Here is a 14,929-nt window from a genome sequence, read left to right as displayed (position 1 = left end):
TGCGAGAGTCGCTCTTCCCAGGCTGTGATCCGACTCGCCGATTTCCCCACCACTCTTCCGGTTGCTCTGACTCCTAGTCCCTCTCCCCTCACTTTCAGCGCCATTGACACCGTCTCTAACGGCGTCCGCAACCTGGCCATCGGCGTGCCACTGCGCTCGTTGAATCGTCGATGGCAGCGATTACATCGGTAGGACTGCACCACCTGATTTGTCTTCAGCTTTTTCGTCCCGTTTTTGACGATGCTTTCACTCTCGCAATGGATACACTTCATAAGCTTGTACTCTATGCTGCACAAATATCCTAGCACTCACGCCTTAAGAGAACAGTGCCCGATCGCATCGATGTCGATCTGATTAATATGATGAGGGGCTGAGAAATAGTTATCTAGGTGCCGATCGGTTTTGTTGCTCACCTCAGTCATTAACTGGTTAGCCAAATCTGTTACCGCTTTTTGTCCATTGCGGAAAGAAAGATAGCCAACTAAACCAACGGCTGCAAAGATTTGCAGGAAGGGAACTGCGAGGGCGGTGCGGAGGCGGAATTGGCAAAGGGTAGAGACCATAGCATGATATCAAGAAGTTTTTAAATGCTGCCGCAAACTGGAATTGCTGCCTCGCTTCTACCTCCGTAGATATGTTAATAACGACTGACAATGTTATGATTGTATCAAAAACGGAATAAACATCAGCCAATCTGCGTTCATCAGCGCTCATCTGCCTGCATCAGCGGTTAAAATAAAAAAATAAATACCCAAAAAAATGCAAATTACTCAAGCCCTCCACGCCGCCATACTCGTTTCCAACCTCGAAAAATCAGAAGAATTTTACAGCAGCATATTAGGACTGTCAAAAATAGATAGACAATTAAAATTTTCCGGTATCTGGTATCAAGTCGGCAATTTCCAGATACACCTAATTGTAGCTGCAACAATTATCCCAGATACCGCAGACAATGACAAATGGGGGCGCAACCGACATTTAGCATTTTCTGTTGCTAACTTAGCAGCAGCCAGAGAGCAATTAATTGCTCACAATTGCCCGTTTCAAATGAGCGCGTCAGGTCGATCGGCATTATTTACCCAAGACCCCGACGGGAATATAATTGAACTGAGCGAGTAAAAAATGAAAATCATTGCCTACTCTTACAGCGAACCGCTGCTAGAACCTGCGCCGGCAGCCGAAATTTGGGGCCAAGAGGTCGATCGAATATATCAAGACTTAGGAGGGCGGCAACAACTGCAACAACTCCTCAAAGACTGCCAAACAGAACCCGTCAAATACCTGCTAATTCAGCGCTTTGAAGAACTCGGCGACACATTGCAGCAAGTGTGTTCGCACCTCGCCCAACTCGAAAACCTCGGCGTCGAAATCATCGTACAAGCAGAAACAGAACCGCGAAACCGCAAAAACTTGCTGCAAATCCTCGCAGAACTCCAGCGCAGCCAACACAGCCGGAGCATTCGCAAAGGACACGCCCGCAACCGCATCAAATCCCGGATTCCACCGGGTAAAGCTCCCTACGGCTACCGGCGCGGCAAAGAGCGCTACACGATCGAGCGATCGGCCGCCGCCGCCGTCAAAGACTTTTTTGAACACTTTCTAATCTACGGTTCTTTGCGCGGTTCCGTGCGGTATTTAGCAAAGAAATACAGCAAAAAAATCTCCGTCAGCACAGGCCGCCGCTGGCTGACAAATCCCGCCTACCGAGGCGATTTGGAATATCAAAACGGCCAAGTAATTTCTAACACTCACGTCCCGATTATTTCCAGAGAAGAAGCCGCCCAAATAGACAGATTGCTGCGCCGCAACAGCCGCCTTTCTCCCCGCAGCGCCAGCGCCCCCCGTTCCCTCGCAGGTTTAGCAATTTGTGCGGAATGCAAATCGCCCATGACAGTTGCCAAAGTCACCTCCTACCGCAAAGATAGAGAATACCTTTATTTGCGGCCCATTAAGTGTCTGTCTCAGCCTAAATGCAGTGGCTTTTCCTACCAAGAAATATTGCAATCAACCATTGAAGGAATCTGTCGGGATTTGCCCGCTGCTGTCGCCGCGCTGCAAATGCCGGATATCAACGGAATTAAAGCAAGAATTGAAAGGGCGATCGCCTCGAAACAAGAAATCCTAGACCAACTTCCCGCCCTGATGGAAAACGGCATTTTAGACACAGAAACGGCAGAGTTGAGAGCATACAAAATCCGCACGGAAATTGCCGAACAGCAAAGCAAATTAGCGCAACTGCCGCCAGTGAATTTGCGAGAAACTGCTCAAACTGTTTCTCTTCCACAATTTTGGCTGGACTTGTCGGAATCGGAACGCAGGTTCTATTTTCGAGAGTTTATCGATCGCATTGAAATAGTACACGAAAATGAAAGTTGGAAACTGCAAGTTATTTTCATTTTTTAATAACCCCGATCGATAACGTTTCTCTCCTACCAAATCGGCTTAATTATTTCCTTTACTTCTCAGTCCGCGCAATCCAAGGCTAAAAGATAAACGGGGTATCAAAGCTGGATTGGGTATCAGATGATGCAGCCAATTGGGGAATAGTAGTGGGAACATCAAGCCCGCTTGTAATTTCATATATAGCAACCTTCTGGGTAAGGATGAGTTTTTTTATTGCTGAAACCATTAATTTTATTGCATTTTAATTTTGACTTATTCCTTGCGTTCTAACTTATCAATTAGCTTGAACTAACTTTTTTTACCCTTTAGCCAATAGGCGATCATATCTCCTTTACCTTTAACCGGGATCGCGCCTCTTTCCTCAAATAAATACCGATCTTTTAACAGCTCGTAAATAGCAGCAGTAACTTGAATATATCCCGGTAATCCTTGAGATTCCATCCGAGAAGCAACATTAACGGTATCTCCCCACAAATCATAGATGAATTTTTTAGTGCCAATTACGCCAGCAACTACTGGCCCTGTATTAATGCCAATCCGAATTTGAAACGGTTCGCCTGTGTCAGTTTGAAAATCTGCGATCGCTTCCTGCATATCCAACGCCATATCCGCGATCGCTTCAGCATGGTCTGCCTTCGGCACCGGCACCCCCCCTGCTACCATATAAGCATCCCCACTCGTTTTAATTTTCTCCAAATCGTGTTTTTCAGTTAATTGGTCAAACTTTGAAAAAATCTTGTTTAGCAAATTTACCAATTCCAGAGGTGAAATTCTGGCAGCAAGAGACGTAAAACCAACAATATCGGCAAATAGGACTGTTGCTGAGTCAAACCTATCGGCAGCAGCACCCTGGCCTTTTTTCAAATTTTCAACAATCGCTGCGGGTAAAATATTTAACAATAAATGATCTGATTTTTTTTGAGAAAGGCGCAAAGCTACTTCCACCCCCTGTCGCTCTTTAATTTCGTTTTGCAAACGTTTCACAACTTCTTCTAATTGCTTCGTTTGCTCTTGAAGTAACTGTTGCTGACTTTGAATTGTTAACTGATTTGCCACTCGTGCCAATACTTCTTTACTGTTAAAAGGTTTAGTAATATAGTCAACTGCTCCCACATCAAAGGCTTTCACCTTATCTACAACGTCATCTAAGGCGCTTAAGAAAATCACGGGAATGGAACTGGTTTTTGGTGAAGTTTTCAACTTTGCACACACCTCATATCCATTCATCTCAGGCATCATCACGTCCAGCAGGATTAGAGTCGGCGGAAACTCTTGCACGGTAGCGATCGCCCTTTGCCCATTCAGCGCTTTACGAACCTGATACCCTTGTGCCGTCAAAATTGTAGATAAAAGCCGCACGTTATCTGGCTTATCATCAACTACTAAAATGTTGGCTTGAATTGTAGGATATTCATTGCTGTCCATGCGATCGCTCACGGTATTCTTTTAAGATCTAAAGATATTAACACTGACGTGCCGTAACTGCGGATTTCGCTAGCTCTATAATATCATCAAAGAGGAAATCATGCACTAAAGTAGTTAAAACTTGTGCGGCTACAGAAAATTGTCTAGGCATTTCCTCAATCAACTTGACAATTTTATCATCGCAACATTCATGAGCAGCATCATATATCTTCTCCACCCACTCAACAGGCATTTGACCGAGTTGTGATTCTACTACAGATTGATTGCTGGTCGCTCCGCTAATTTCGCTTTCATTTTCTTGTTGTGCATCAACAGATTCCTCGTAAATGTAGCGCATTCCTAGAAGTTCTTCCATTTTGGCAAATAATATTTTTGCCTCGAAGGGTTTACGCATGAAATCATCGCACCCTGTTTCTAAAATAGTTTGTCGTTCTTCTTCAAAAGCGCTAGCAGTAAGAGCAACTATTACAGTTTGTTTTCCGAGAGGATGAGCTTTAATTTTTCTGGTGGCTTCATACCCATTCATGACAGGCATCTGCATATCCATCCAGATCAGGTGCGGTTGCCAATCCTCCCATACAGCAATAGCTTCTTCACCATCTCTAGCTTCTCGCACGATGATGCCTAGCGGTGACAGTAATCTCTCTATGACTAGGCAGTTATCGGCGCGATCGTCAACTACCAAAATCCGGTATTCTGGTTGATTCGGTGCTAAACCAATTACTTTTTTCTGCGGTTGAAGCATTTTCATCTCGGTTGGATCGGCAAGCTTGATTTCAATATCAAATGCAAACTTACTTCCCACACCAGGCGTACTGCTGACAGCAATATCCCCTCCCATCATTTGTACAAATTTGCGGCTAATTGGTAAACCTAATCCAGTACCCTGTTGAGATTGTTGACCTGTTTTTGTTTGCTCGAATGGTTCAAATAACCTATTCATCTCTTCTGCGGCAATACCCGGGCCGGTATCTTCAATTTCAAACTGAAGGCGTAAAAATACCCGGTGAAGGTCATTCGCCTCTACACCATCAAAGTCCGCCTGCGAGGACTGTTCTGAACCCGCCGAGGCAGGTTTTGTTTGTGTACCCGTAAACTCTGCGGTTTCAACAGCCAAACTTTCTTCTACCTTCTTTTTCACTTGCAACGTAACGCTACCCGTCTCTGTAAACTTGATCGCATTTCCTACAAGATTAATCAAAATTTGGCGCAATTTACCTTCATCTCCATTAAGAAATTGCGGTACGCCGTCAACAACTTCTATATTGAGCTGCAATTTCTTAGCTTTAGCTTTTAATCGAAACATTTCTTTTAAGGTTTCTAGCAGGCGCATTAAATTAAAACTGCTTTCATTAAGCTGACTTCTCCCCGCTTCAATTTTAGACATTTCCAAAATATCATTAATTAGTGCAAGCAAGTGTTCGCCGGCGCGATTAATAATTTCTAGGTGCTGCTGGTGTTGCTTGTTTAAAGATGAATCGCGCACCATCACCTGACTAAATCCCAGAATGGCATTTAGGGGAGTCCGCAGTTCGTGGCTCATAGAAGAAAGGAATTCGCTTTTAGCGCGGTTAGCCGTATCAGCAGCTACGACAGCTTTTTGTAATGCTGTTTCTGCTAATTTGCGTTCGGAAATTTCTGTTTTGGCTTGTTCAAAAAGGGTGGATTGCTTGATGGCAATTGCTAGCTGCACGGAAATTTGCTTGATAGATTCTATCTCAGAAGAGTTCCAATGTCTTTGACTGCGGCAGTGATGAGCAATGACAAGACCCCATAATTTTTCACCTTGGATAATGGGAACCACGAGGTTAGCTTTAATTTTAAACTGGCTCAGTAAATTAATATGGCACTCTGAAATACCTGCCGTGTAAATATTGTCGATCGCGCGAAGGTGTCCCTGCTCGTAAACAGAGATGTAGTGTTCCTGAAAGCAAGGATCGTTAATATCAATTCCCAAAATCGGCATCGTATCGGCTGCTACCGACTCGACGGCTATAAATCCACTGTAATCTGGATTAAAACGGTAAATAACTGTCCTGTCAGTTGACAAAAACTGGCGCACTTCTTCCACAGCCACTGTCATCACTTCTTCTAGGTTAAGAGAAGAACGAATCCGCTCTTGAATGGAATTTACGAGCCGCTCCCTTTTTAGTTGTTGCTGCAAGGCTATTTCCGCTTGTTTGCGTGCAGTAATATCTACTCCATAACCAACGCACTCCACAGGTATGCCAGCAGCATCTTTGACCAACTTAACCTCATCGTATATCCAGCGATAATTACCGTCTTTGTGCAGTTCGCGGTATTCATAGGAAATCGATCCTTTTTCCAATATCTGAGCGAATGAAGTATTAACAACCTCTCGATCTTCTGGGTGAACGATGCTATGCCAATCAAGAGAACCATCAACAAATTCGCGCGCTTCGTAGCCGATCATTGAAATAACGTTCTCGCTAACAAATGTTACGTCATAATTTCCTCCTAATTGGCAGCTAAAAATCACCGCCGGAGTAGTCGCCAGCAAATATTGCAAGCGTTCGGTGACAGAGCGCAAATTTAACTCGGCTTGCTTGCGATCGCGAGCTTCCATTGCTAAAGCTGTCATCTGTGCCAAATAGCTAGCGAAGCTTTGTTCGTCGAGCGTCCACTTCCTCGGCGTGCCTTGATGTTCCAAACAAATTACACCCGCAATTCGTCCTTGATGGGTAATAGGTACATCTAGCATTGACGAGATGTTTAAAGGAATCAAATAAGATTCTGTAAATTCTTGGGTGCGCGGATCGGTTTTGGCATCAACTGCTGCGATCGTCTGTTCTCTCTTTAAAGCTTGGAAATAGCTAGGATAGTCAGCAACTTTCAGTTCAGCACCCTCACTGTGTTGATTGGCTGTCAGTTCGTAAATATCCGCACAGCACAATGCTAATTTATCTTCCCGAAAAAACCAAACGCTTCCCCGCTCAACATTCAGAGTACGGGTTGCCATTTGTGTAATCTCTCTCAACGCCTCGCTAATATTTCCCTCGTAGATACTAGAATTTTGTGCTAATTCTAGCAAGGCAGTTTGTTGGTCTGTTAACCTAAGCTCTCGTTCGCGCAAAGCGGATTCAGCGGCTATTCTTTCTCTAATTTCTGCTTCTAAATAACCGTTGGTTTCTCTCAACTGTGCGGTGCGCTCTTCGACTTTAGTTTCTAAGTCATCATAAGCGTGTCGCAGCGCTAATTCTGCATCTTCACGGACAGTAATTTCACTCTGCAACTTGCGATTTATTGCCTCTAATTCTTGGGGGGTTTTTAAAGATAAAAACTGTGGCAATAGTGTTACCATCTGTCCAGCAGTGAAGCAGGAAACAATTGCAGTAATTCCTTTCTCAATTCCCGACAGCCAATAAGCGGAATGCCACAGCGTCCAAATTTCTAGCAAGTGACCCGTGCCGCAGAGAATAATAAATGCACCAAATAAAGCAAATATTCCTAAAAAAGGGATATCGCGCCGCTTGAGGATAAAATAAATCAGCATCGCCGGAATTGAATAGTAGGCGATCGCGATTAAAAAGTCGCCGGTGATGTGCAGCCATACCAAAGGTGTTTGCCACAGATAGCAGTGACCGTGAGGCATATACTGACTTGGAGAAAAGATACTTTTGACTATTTGCCACATAATGTTTGATTGCAGATAATTTTAATTAAAATGCTCTTGTTGTTGTATAGTATGTCGCATAGCCTACCCTATTTTTCTTATGAATTAGACCCAAGAGCCTGGCCTATATTTGAGTTAGTGCGGGTTTTTCTGCAAACCCCACAAGTTGATTCACCAAAACGGGATGAACCAAAATTTACAGCTTTACAAAAACTTTTTTTGAGCAAGTTGCTTGTTGCTGATTTTGGGATTTTAAGGGAATTTCAATGATAAACTCTGTACCCCTCTCCAGCTCGGAAACACAACGCAAATAACCTTCATGGCTTTTAATAATCTGATAAGAAATCGCCAAACCCAGGCCCGTACCATAACCGATAGGTTTCGTCGTATAAAAGGGATCGTAAATTTTAGCGATCGCGTCAGAATCTATACCAGTGCCATTATCTGCAATGCGAATCTGCACCCACTTGCCCTCAACCAAAAGCGTGCGGATGCGAATTGTTAGCAGTTGGCAATGGGTATTGTGTAAGTGTTCATCGAAACTATTTTCCCAATAGCCTTTGGTCGAATGTCCCTGCTGCGCCATCTGTTCTAAAGCATCAATAGCATTAGAAATAATGTTCATAAATACTTGGTTGAGCTTTCCAGCATAGCATTCTAACTGTGGTAAATCTCCATACTCTTTAATAACTTGGATAGCAGGACGTTTTGGTTGTTCTTTTAAGCGGTGCTGCAAAATCATTAAAGTGCTGTCGATACCTTCATGGATATTTACTTTTTTCATGTCCCCTTCGTCTAACCGGGAGAAAGTGCGTAAAGATTTAACGATCTCCCTAATCCGCTCTGCTCCTATCTTCATCGAACTAAAAAGTTTTTGCAGGTCTTCTAAAACAAAATCGAGCTCGATGGTTTTAATCTTGTCTGCAATTTCCGGCGCAGGAGTGGGGTAATAAATTTGATATACCTTAATCAGTTCCAAAATGTCTTTAATGTATTCCTCAGCCGGAATCAGATTGCCATAAATGAAGTTAACAGGGTTATTGATTTCGTGAGCAACGCCAGCTACCATTTGCCCCAAAGAGGACATTTTTTCATTTTGTACGAGTTGAGCTTGGGTGCCTTTAAGTTGTTGCAGAGTTTTCTCTAGCTGCTGAGTTCGTTCAAGCAGTTTAGCTTCAGAGCGCCGCAATGAATTTTCAGCCAAGGAGCGATCGCGATTTTCCTGTAACAAAAGTTCATTGGTGGATTCTAAAGCGATCGTCCTCTCAATAACCCGTTTTTCCAATTCCAGCATTAATTCTGAGAGTGCTTCCTGAGCTTGTTTGCGATCGCCAATCTCATTTTGTAAAGCCACATTTGCCACCGCCAATTGATCTGGACTGGGGATAGCCAAGATTTTTGGGATTAGTTCCACCAGCACTGCTGCTGTAGATAGCGATATCAGGGCCGTAATCCCTTTAAGAAAACCAGAGAACCAATAATTAGGATGCCACAGCGTCCATATTTCCATAATATGGGTAATGCCACAGCAGACAATAAAAGAGCCAAACAACATAAAAACCCAGTCAAAAGGCACATCTTGCCGCTTCTTAACTATATAAATCAGCGTAATTGGTATCAAAAAATAAGCGACGGCAATCAAAGCATCTGACAAAACGTGCAGCCCCACTAATCCAGGCTTCCACAAGTAGCAATGGCCGTGAGGAATAAAATAATTGGGAAACATTTTATGAACCATTTGCATCAAATCAACTCGGTTATCTGCTACTATTTTTTAGAGGGGATTACAGGAAAATTTAAAAACCTGCTAACACAAAAAGAAGAATTAGGCTTTTGGACTTAACAATTGTCACAATTGTGATGAATAGATGCAGCGATATGAAAGGATCTCTTGGATTTGTGGCGTAACATTTGTGGCTCAACTTTATTTAGAAACACAAATTTTTCTAAATTAAATCGCTGAAACCCTTGCCCGGAAAATTTTAAGCCATATCAATCACCCGATAGTCACCAGCACTCTATGAAACTACATCTGATTAAATTAACATCAATTAACTAAACTTTATCAAGGTCAAGTGTCACATTTATAATTGTGGCTTTACTACTCACTGTGACACCTGCATGACATTTTGGCCGACGAGCGTAGGGATTACGCCCTAGGGAGTAGAATAAAGAAGGGTTCGGTGACATTTAACGGATTTTACCTGTTACCCCCTGAGAAATCTTACTTCCGCCTCACGTCGCAATTCAATAGGTGATCGCTCAGGGCTTTACAATCAATCAAAAGAGATAACATCAACGATACACTTACGCAATCATTGCAAATTATGACAATAGATGAGGTCATACAGCTAACTCGTACCCGATTTAAAAAAAATTTATATCCCGTACAAGAAATTATACTCCGCCAAGTTTGGGAAGGAAAGACTTATACAAGTATAGCATCAGCCTCTCATTACGGAGAGCATTACCTGAGAAACATCGCCTCGTCCTTGTGGCAATCTCTCTCTGAGATCTTGCAGATACCTATTAGTAAATCAAATTTTAGATCCTCTCTAGAATCGCGTTCCCTGACAGCAGAGGAACGAAAATTAATAGAAGAATTTACCCGCAGCCAATGCCTAGCAACACCTTTAGATTATCCCGGCTCTCCAGTACCCCTCGGTTCGCCATTTTATATCCATCACCCGCTAATTGAAGAACTCGCGTACCGACAGATTGACAAACCTGGAAGTGTTCTGCGGATTAAAGCTCCCCGGAAAATGGGAAAAAGTTCCCTGCTGCTACGGATTTTAGAGCGCGCTAATTCTCTTGGCTACCAAACCGTAAGTTTGGATTTTCAGCAAGCCGAGGAAGCTGTTTTAGAGAACTTGGATAAATTTTTACGCTGGTTTTGTGCCAACATCAGCCGTCACCTAAAATTGCCACCTCTATTAGATGATTATTGGGATGAAGATATGGGTAGCAAAGTAAGCTGCACCGTCTATTTGCAACAATATGTATTAGCAGAAATAAGGAACCCTATTGTCTTAGCTTTAAATGAAGTCAATAGAATTTTAGAGTATCCAAAAATTGCCAGAGAATTTTTGCCACTGCTGCGAAGCTGGCATGAAGAAGCAAAGCGGATAGAAACTTTTGGAAAACTGCGGTTAATCGTACTTCACTCCACAGAAGTTTATATTCCTTTTAAGCTGAATGAATCGCCTTTTAATGTCGGTTTGCCGCTGCAATTACCCTATTTTACCAAAGAGCAGATACTTGCTTTAGCGCAGCGTCACGGACTGGATTGGAGAGATACCCCCGATGCCGATCGACTGATGGCAATGGTGGGGGGACATCCTTATCTGGTGCGGCTCGCTTTTTACCACCTCTGTCAAAACGCTCTAACGCTAGATAGGCTACTACAAGAAGCTCCCACACTGGCGGGAATTTATAAAGATTACTTGCAGAATTTTTGGGTGACATTGCAAGAGTATCCCGAACTTGCGGTTGCACTTAAACAAGTGGTAAAATCTGAGGGGGGCGTGGAATTAGATCCGATATTAGGTTCTAAATTAATGAGTATGGGGCTGATTCATATCGATAACAACCGCTATACGCTAAGCTGCGAGTTGTACCGCCTGTATTTTGGTTCGCACAACTTTCTTTAGAGCGGGGGTTTACTGTTTTTTTGCGCATACAAAATTACTCTTGAAAACTAGACTTGTCCGGGCGATGATAAGTCGCTGCTATACAAACAAAGTCCGCGCCAGACCAAATAAAAAAAGGCGGTAATTAACCCAAAATAGGCATTAGTTTTTATTACAATCAAGCTCCAGTACCACATCCTCACCTCTAAATAAATTCACTACATACTCACCTTTAAAACCACCTGTAAACGGCATGACCAAGGTTAGATACCAAATTGGTGGCAGTCTCGCCAGTGATGCGCCTACCTATGTAGTAAGAGCGGCCGATTCCGAACTCTATGAAGCATTAAAAGCTGGCGAATTTTGTTACATCCTCAACTCGCGGCAAATGGGAAAATCTTCTCTCTTAGTCCGCACCTTGCACCGATTGCAAGCTGAAGGATTTCAATGCAGCACCATCGACATGACCCGCATCGGCAGCGAAAACATTACTCCCTTACAGTGGTACAAAGGAATCGTTGGGGATTTATGGCGCGGCTTCCATCTTTTAGGGCAACTTAACTTAAAAACTTGGTGGAAAGAACAAGAAGAAGTTTCTCTCCTGCAAAGATTGAGTCAATTTATTGAAGAGATTTTATTAGTAAAATTTCCGCAGGAGCGAATTTTTATATTTGTCGATGAGATTGATAGTATTTTAAGCTTAGATTTTCCCGTTGATGACTTTTTCGCCTTGATTCGTTATTGTTACAACCAACGAGCCATTAATCCAGAATACAACCGGATTACCTTCGCGATTTTCGGAGTAGCTACACCCAGCGATTTAATCGCCGATAAAAATCGGACACCTTTTAATATCGGACAAGCAGTAGATTTGCACGGTTTTTCCTGGGAAGAAGCCTCTCCTTTAACTCAAGGGTTAGAGAGTGTAGTTAGTAATGCCGAGGCAATTATCAAATCAATATTAGCTTGGACTTCTGGGCAACCATTTCTGAGCCAAAAGCTGTGTCAATTGATAGTAAGAGCGACGCGAGAATCTCACAGTGACTTGCTGATAATTCCACCGGGAACTGAAGGATTTTTTGTGGAATCGGTCGTGCGATCGCACATCATCGAGAATTGGGAATCTCAAGACGAACCAGAGCATTTAAAGACGATCCGCGATCGCATCCTGAGAAATGAGCAACGTGCTGGAAGACTACTAGGTATCTATCAAAAAATCTTACAAGGAGTGGAAGTACCCACCGATGACTCGCGAGAACAGGTAGAACTATTGCTGTCTGGTTTGGTAGTAAAATACCAGGGTTTTTTACAGGTAAGAAACCAGATTTATCAAGAAGTATTTAACAAAAAATGGGTAGAAAAAAATCTCGCTTCCTTGCGTCCATACTCTCAAGCCTTTGATGCTTGGATAACTTCCCAGCAGACCGATAAATCCCGACTGTTGCGCGGACAGGCCTTGAAAAATGCTCAAGCTTGGGCCCAGGGTAAAAGTTTGAGTGACTTAGATTATCAGTTTTTAGGCGCTTCTGAAGAATTAGACCGAAGAGAAATGCAGGTAGGATTGGAAGCAGAACGGGCTAAAGAAATTCAAGCCAGACTAACAGAAGAACAAAAAAGATTAGCTGTAGAGAAAAAAAGTTCTAGGCGGCAAAGATTAATGCTATTTGTAGTAAGTATAGCATTAATTATTGCCTCTGCCTTGGGGCTAGCGGTGTATTTTCAGTACCGGCAAACTGCTGTCAGCGAGATCAAAGCGATCGCCAAATCTTCCGAAGCACTATTCGCCTCAAATCAAAAATTAGACGCATTAATACAAGCCATCAGAGGAAAACGACAACTGCAAAAATTAGGTGGTGTAGACCCAGAGATCGAACGCTCAGTTAAAGAAGCCCTCCATCAAGCTGTTTATGGAGCAGTTGACTATAATCATTTATCGGGGCATAACAATGTGGTTAATGATGTAACTTTTAGCCCTGATGGAGAAATCATCGCCTCAGCTTCTGCCGACACAACGATCGATCTTTGGGAAAAAGACGGTACAAGACTAGGAATACTTCAAGGGCACAACAATGCAGTTTGGGGAGTCGTATTTAACCCCAAAGGGGATATAATTGCTTCTGCTTCTGCGGATAAAACAGTCAAACTTTGGCGCAAAAACAGTACAAATTCACCCAATGTCAAGCCGAGTTATACCTTGTGGCAGACATTAAAAGGACATACCGATAACGTTACACAAGTCGCGATCGCTCCTAACAATCAGATTATTGCTTCTGCTTCTAAAGATAAAACAATTAAACTCTGGAGTACAGACGGTAAACTGCACAGAACTCTCACCGGACATACAGATGAAGTTACCAGCGTTGCCTTTAGCCCGGACAGTCAAACTATTGCATCTGCTTCTAAAGATCGAACCATCAAACTCTGGAATGCAGACGGTAAACCGATCGGAACCCTTACCGGACATACGGATAGAGTTATGAATGTTGCCTATGCGCCAAGTGCAGGCTACGCCAACAGCCCTTCCGAATATCTCATTGCCTCGGCGAGTGCGGATAAAACGGTCAAACTTTGGCACCTTGATGGAACTTTAGTCAAAACCCTAACTGGACACAGCGATGCCGTGACCAAAATCGCTTTTAACCCTCAAGGTGGTTTGCTTGCCTCGGCAAGTCTAGACAGAACAGTCAAACTGTGGCAGCTTGACGGGACTCTGGTAAAAACCCTGCTAGTCGCCAAGGATGTCGTCTCTGGATTGGCTTGGAGTCCTGACGGGCAAATCTTCGCCTCATCCAGTTGGGATGGCCCGATAATGCTATGGAAACTTGATGACAGTTTGCTCAAGACTCTTAACGGACATCAAGCATCAATTTACACCATAAAATTCAGTCCTGATGGTAAGACAATTGCCACCGCCAGTCGTGATAATACCGTTAAACTTTGGTGGCTTGATGGTAGCTTAATTCGCACTTTCCCCAAACAAGCTGATAAAGTTTTCGGAGTAGATTTCAGCCCAAACGGAGACACGATTGCTACAGGCGGTTATGACAGCACTGTTCGATTGTGGCGACTAGATGGAACTTTACTCCAGACTTTTACTGGACATCAAGGTAGAGTCTTCGCGGTTGATTTCCATCCAGATGGGCAGTCACTCGCCTCGGTGGGTGAGGATAAAACGGTCAAAGTCTGGAGGATTGACGGCACCCAATTGGCAACTCTCAAAGGACATACCGATTACATTAACGGAGTGGCATTTAGTCCCGATGGAAAGCTCATTGCCTCTGGTAGTGTGGACGGCACAGTCAAACTTTGGCAGTGGGATAATGCGATCGCCTCTGGAAAGTCCAGCTACAAGCTTCTACACACTTTAACAAGCCATCGCCGTCAGGTGGCGGGAGTGGCGTTTAGCCCTGACGGCAAGACTCTCGCTTCAGCAGGTATGGATAGCACGGTGAGACTTTGGCGGTTGGATGGTACAGAAATTAGAGCCTTAAAGGGACACAAAAATGGGGTATTCTCAGTGGCATTTAGCCCCGATGGCAAGACTCTCGCGTCAGCAAGTTTTGACGGCACTGTTAAACTTTGGAGGTACGGTGGTCAAGAACTTGAAACCTTAAAAAGACATAGCGATGGAGTGTTCGGAGTTACCTTTAGCCCTGATGGGAAGTTCATCGCCTCAGCGAGTCAGGATACTACAGCAATTTTATGGAATTTAGAGCGAATTTTCCAGCTCGATTTTCTCCAGTATGGTTGCGACTGGGTGCGGGATTATTTGCAGACGAATCCTGATGTGAAGGAGGAGGACAGACATTTGTGCGATCGAGCGGGCGATCGCTAAATA

The 14,929-nt window shown here is 43.6% G+C and carries 9 protein-coding genes; 4 read left to right on the top strand and 5 right to left on the bottom strand.

The genetic code is table 11. The features are described from left to right. Positions 1–272: transposase (locus QUA13_RS09750; protein ID WP_445242693.1), on the bottom strand; the 272-nt coding region annotated here is incomplete at its 3' end. Positions 273–308: 36 nt separating this feature from the next. Beyond that, the gene (locus QUA13_RS09745; RefSeq protein WP_333198141.1) at positions 309–563 is read right to left on the bottom strand and encodes a hypothetical protein; all 255 of its coding nucleotides are present in this window, start codon (positions 561–563) and stop codon (positions 309–311) included. Between the two features lie 196 nt (positions 564–759). Between QUA13_RS09745 and QUA13_RS09740 the strand changes: the two genes are divergently transcribed. Then, entirely contained in the window at positions 760–1,119 is a 360-nt protein-coding gene (locus QUA13_RS09740; RefSeq protein WP_333198140.1) for a VOC family protein, read from the top strand. Between the two features lie 3 nt (positions 1,120–1,122). After that, a complete protein-coding gene (locus QUA13_RS09735; RefSeq protein ID WP_333198139.1) occupies positions 1,123–2,403 on the top strand; it encodes a recombinase family protein in 1,281 nt (426 codons plus the stop codon). 288 nt (positions 2,404–2,691) lie between these two features. Here the strand turns inward: QUA13_RS09735 and QUA13_RS09730 are convergent, their stop codons facing one another. The 3 genes from QUA13_RS09730 to QUA13_RS09720 form a co-directional block, all read right to left on the bottom strand. Next, on the bottom strand, positions 2,692–3,828 hold the full coding sequence (locus QUA13_RS09730) for an adenylate/guanylate cyclase domain-containing protein (RefSeq protein WP_333198143.1): 1,137 nt from the start codon (positions 3,826–3,828) through the stop codon (positions 2,692–2,694). A 37-nt stretch (positions 3,829–3,865) separates the two neighbouring features. Continuing rightward, complete coding sequence (locus tag QUA13_RS09725; protein ID WP_333198138.1) at positions 3,866–7,483, bottom strand: GAF domain-containing protein; 3,618 nt, start codon at positions 7,481–7,483, stop codon at positions 3,866–3,868. A gap of 175 nt (positions 7,484–7,658) precedes the next feature. After that, a complete protein-coding gene (locus tag QUA13_RS09720) occupies positions 7,659–9,206 on the bottom strand; it encodes an ATP-binding protein (RefSeq protein ID WP_333198137.1) in 1,548 nt (515 codons plus the stop codon). A 583-nt stretch (positions 9,207–9,789) separates the two neighbouring features. On the opposite strand from QUA13_RS09720, the gene QUA13_RS09715 reads away from it, so the two are divergent. Both QUA13_RS09715 and QUA13_RS09710 read left to right on the top strand, forming a co-directional pair. Continuing rightward, positions 9,790–11,112 carry an AAA-like domain-containing protein gene (locus QUA13_RS09715; RefSeq protein ID WP_333198136.1) on the top strand — a complete coding sequence of 441 codons (1,323 nt, stop codon included), beginning with the start codon at positions 9,790–9,792 and terminating at the stop codon, positions 11,110–11,112. Positions 11,113–11,344: 232 nt separating this feature from the next. Beyond that, positions 11,345–14,926 (top strand): WD40 domain-containing protein, encoded by a 3,582-nt coding sequence (locus tag QUA13_RS09710; RefSeq protein WP_333198135.1) that lies wholly within the window; start codon positions 11,345–11,347, stop codon positions 14,924–14,926. The last annotated feature ends 3 nt before the right edge of the window (positions 14,927–14,929 follow it).

It is taken from the genome of Microcoleus sp. S28C3 (genome assembly GCF_036700785.1).
Classification (GTDB): domain Bacteria; phylum Cyanobacteriota; class Cyanobacteriia; order Cyanobacteriales; family Microcoleaceae; genus Microcoleus; species Microcoleus asticus.
This window is presented reverse-complemented; position numbering and strand designations above follow the sequence as displayed.

What these genes read in the sequence shown, in the direction of transcription:
- QUA13_RS09745 (WP_333198141.1), bottom strand. Translation starts at nt 563, where the DNA reads ATGGTCTCTACCCTTTGCCAATTCCGCCTCCGCACCGCCCTCGCAGTT.
- QUA13_RS09740 (WP_333198140.1), top strand. Translation starts at nt 760, where the DNA reads ATGCAAATTACTCAAGCCCTCCACGCCGCCATACTCGTTTCCAACCTC.
- QUA13_RS09735 (WP_333198139.1), top strand. Translation starts at nt 1,123, where the DNA reads ATGAAAATCATTGCCTACTCTTACAGCGAACCGCTGCTAGAACCTGCG.
- QUA13_RS09730 (WP_333198143.1), bottom strand. Translation starts at nt 3,828, where the DNA reads ATGGACAGCAATGAATATCCTACAATTCAAGCCAACATTTTAGTAGTT.
- QUA13_RS09725 (WP_333198138.1), bottom strand. Translation starts at nt 7,483, where the DNA reads ATGTGGCAAATAGTCAAAAGTATCTTTTCTCCAAGTCAGTATATGCCT.
- QUA13_RS09720 (WP_333198137.1), bottom strand. Translation starts at nt 9,206, where the DNA reads ATGCAAATGGTTCATAAAATGTTTCCCAATTATTTTATTCCTCACGGC.
- QUA13_RS09715 (WP_333198136.1), top strand. Translation starts at nt 9,790, where the DNA reads ATGACAATAGATGAGGTCATACAGCTAACTCGTACCCGATTTAAAAAA.
- QUA13_RS09710 (WP_333198135.1), top strand. Translation starts at nt 11,345, where the DNA reads ATGACCAAGGTTAGATACCAAATTGGTGGCAGTCTCGCCAGTGATGCG.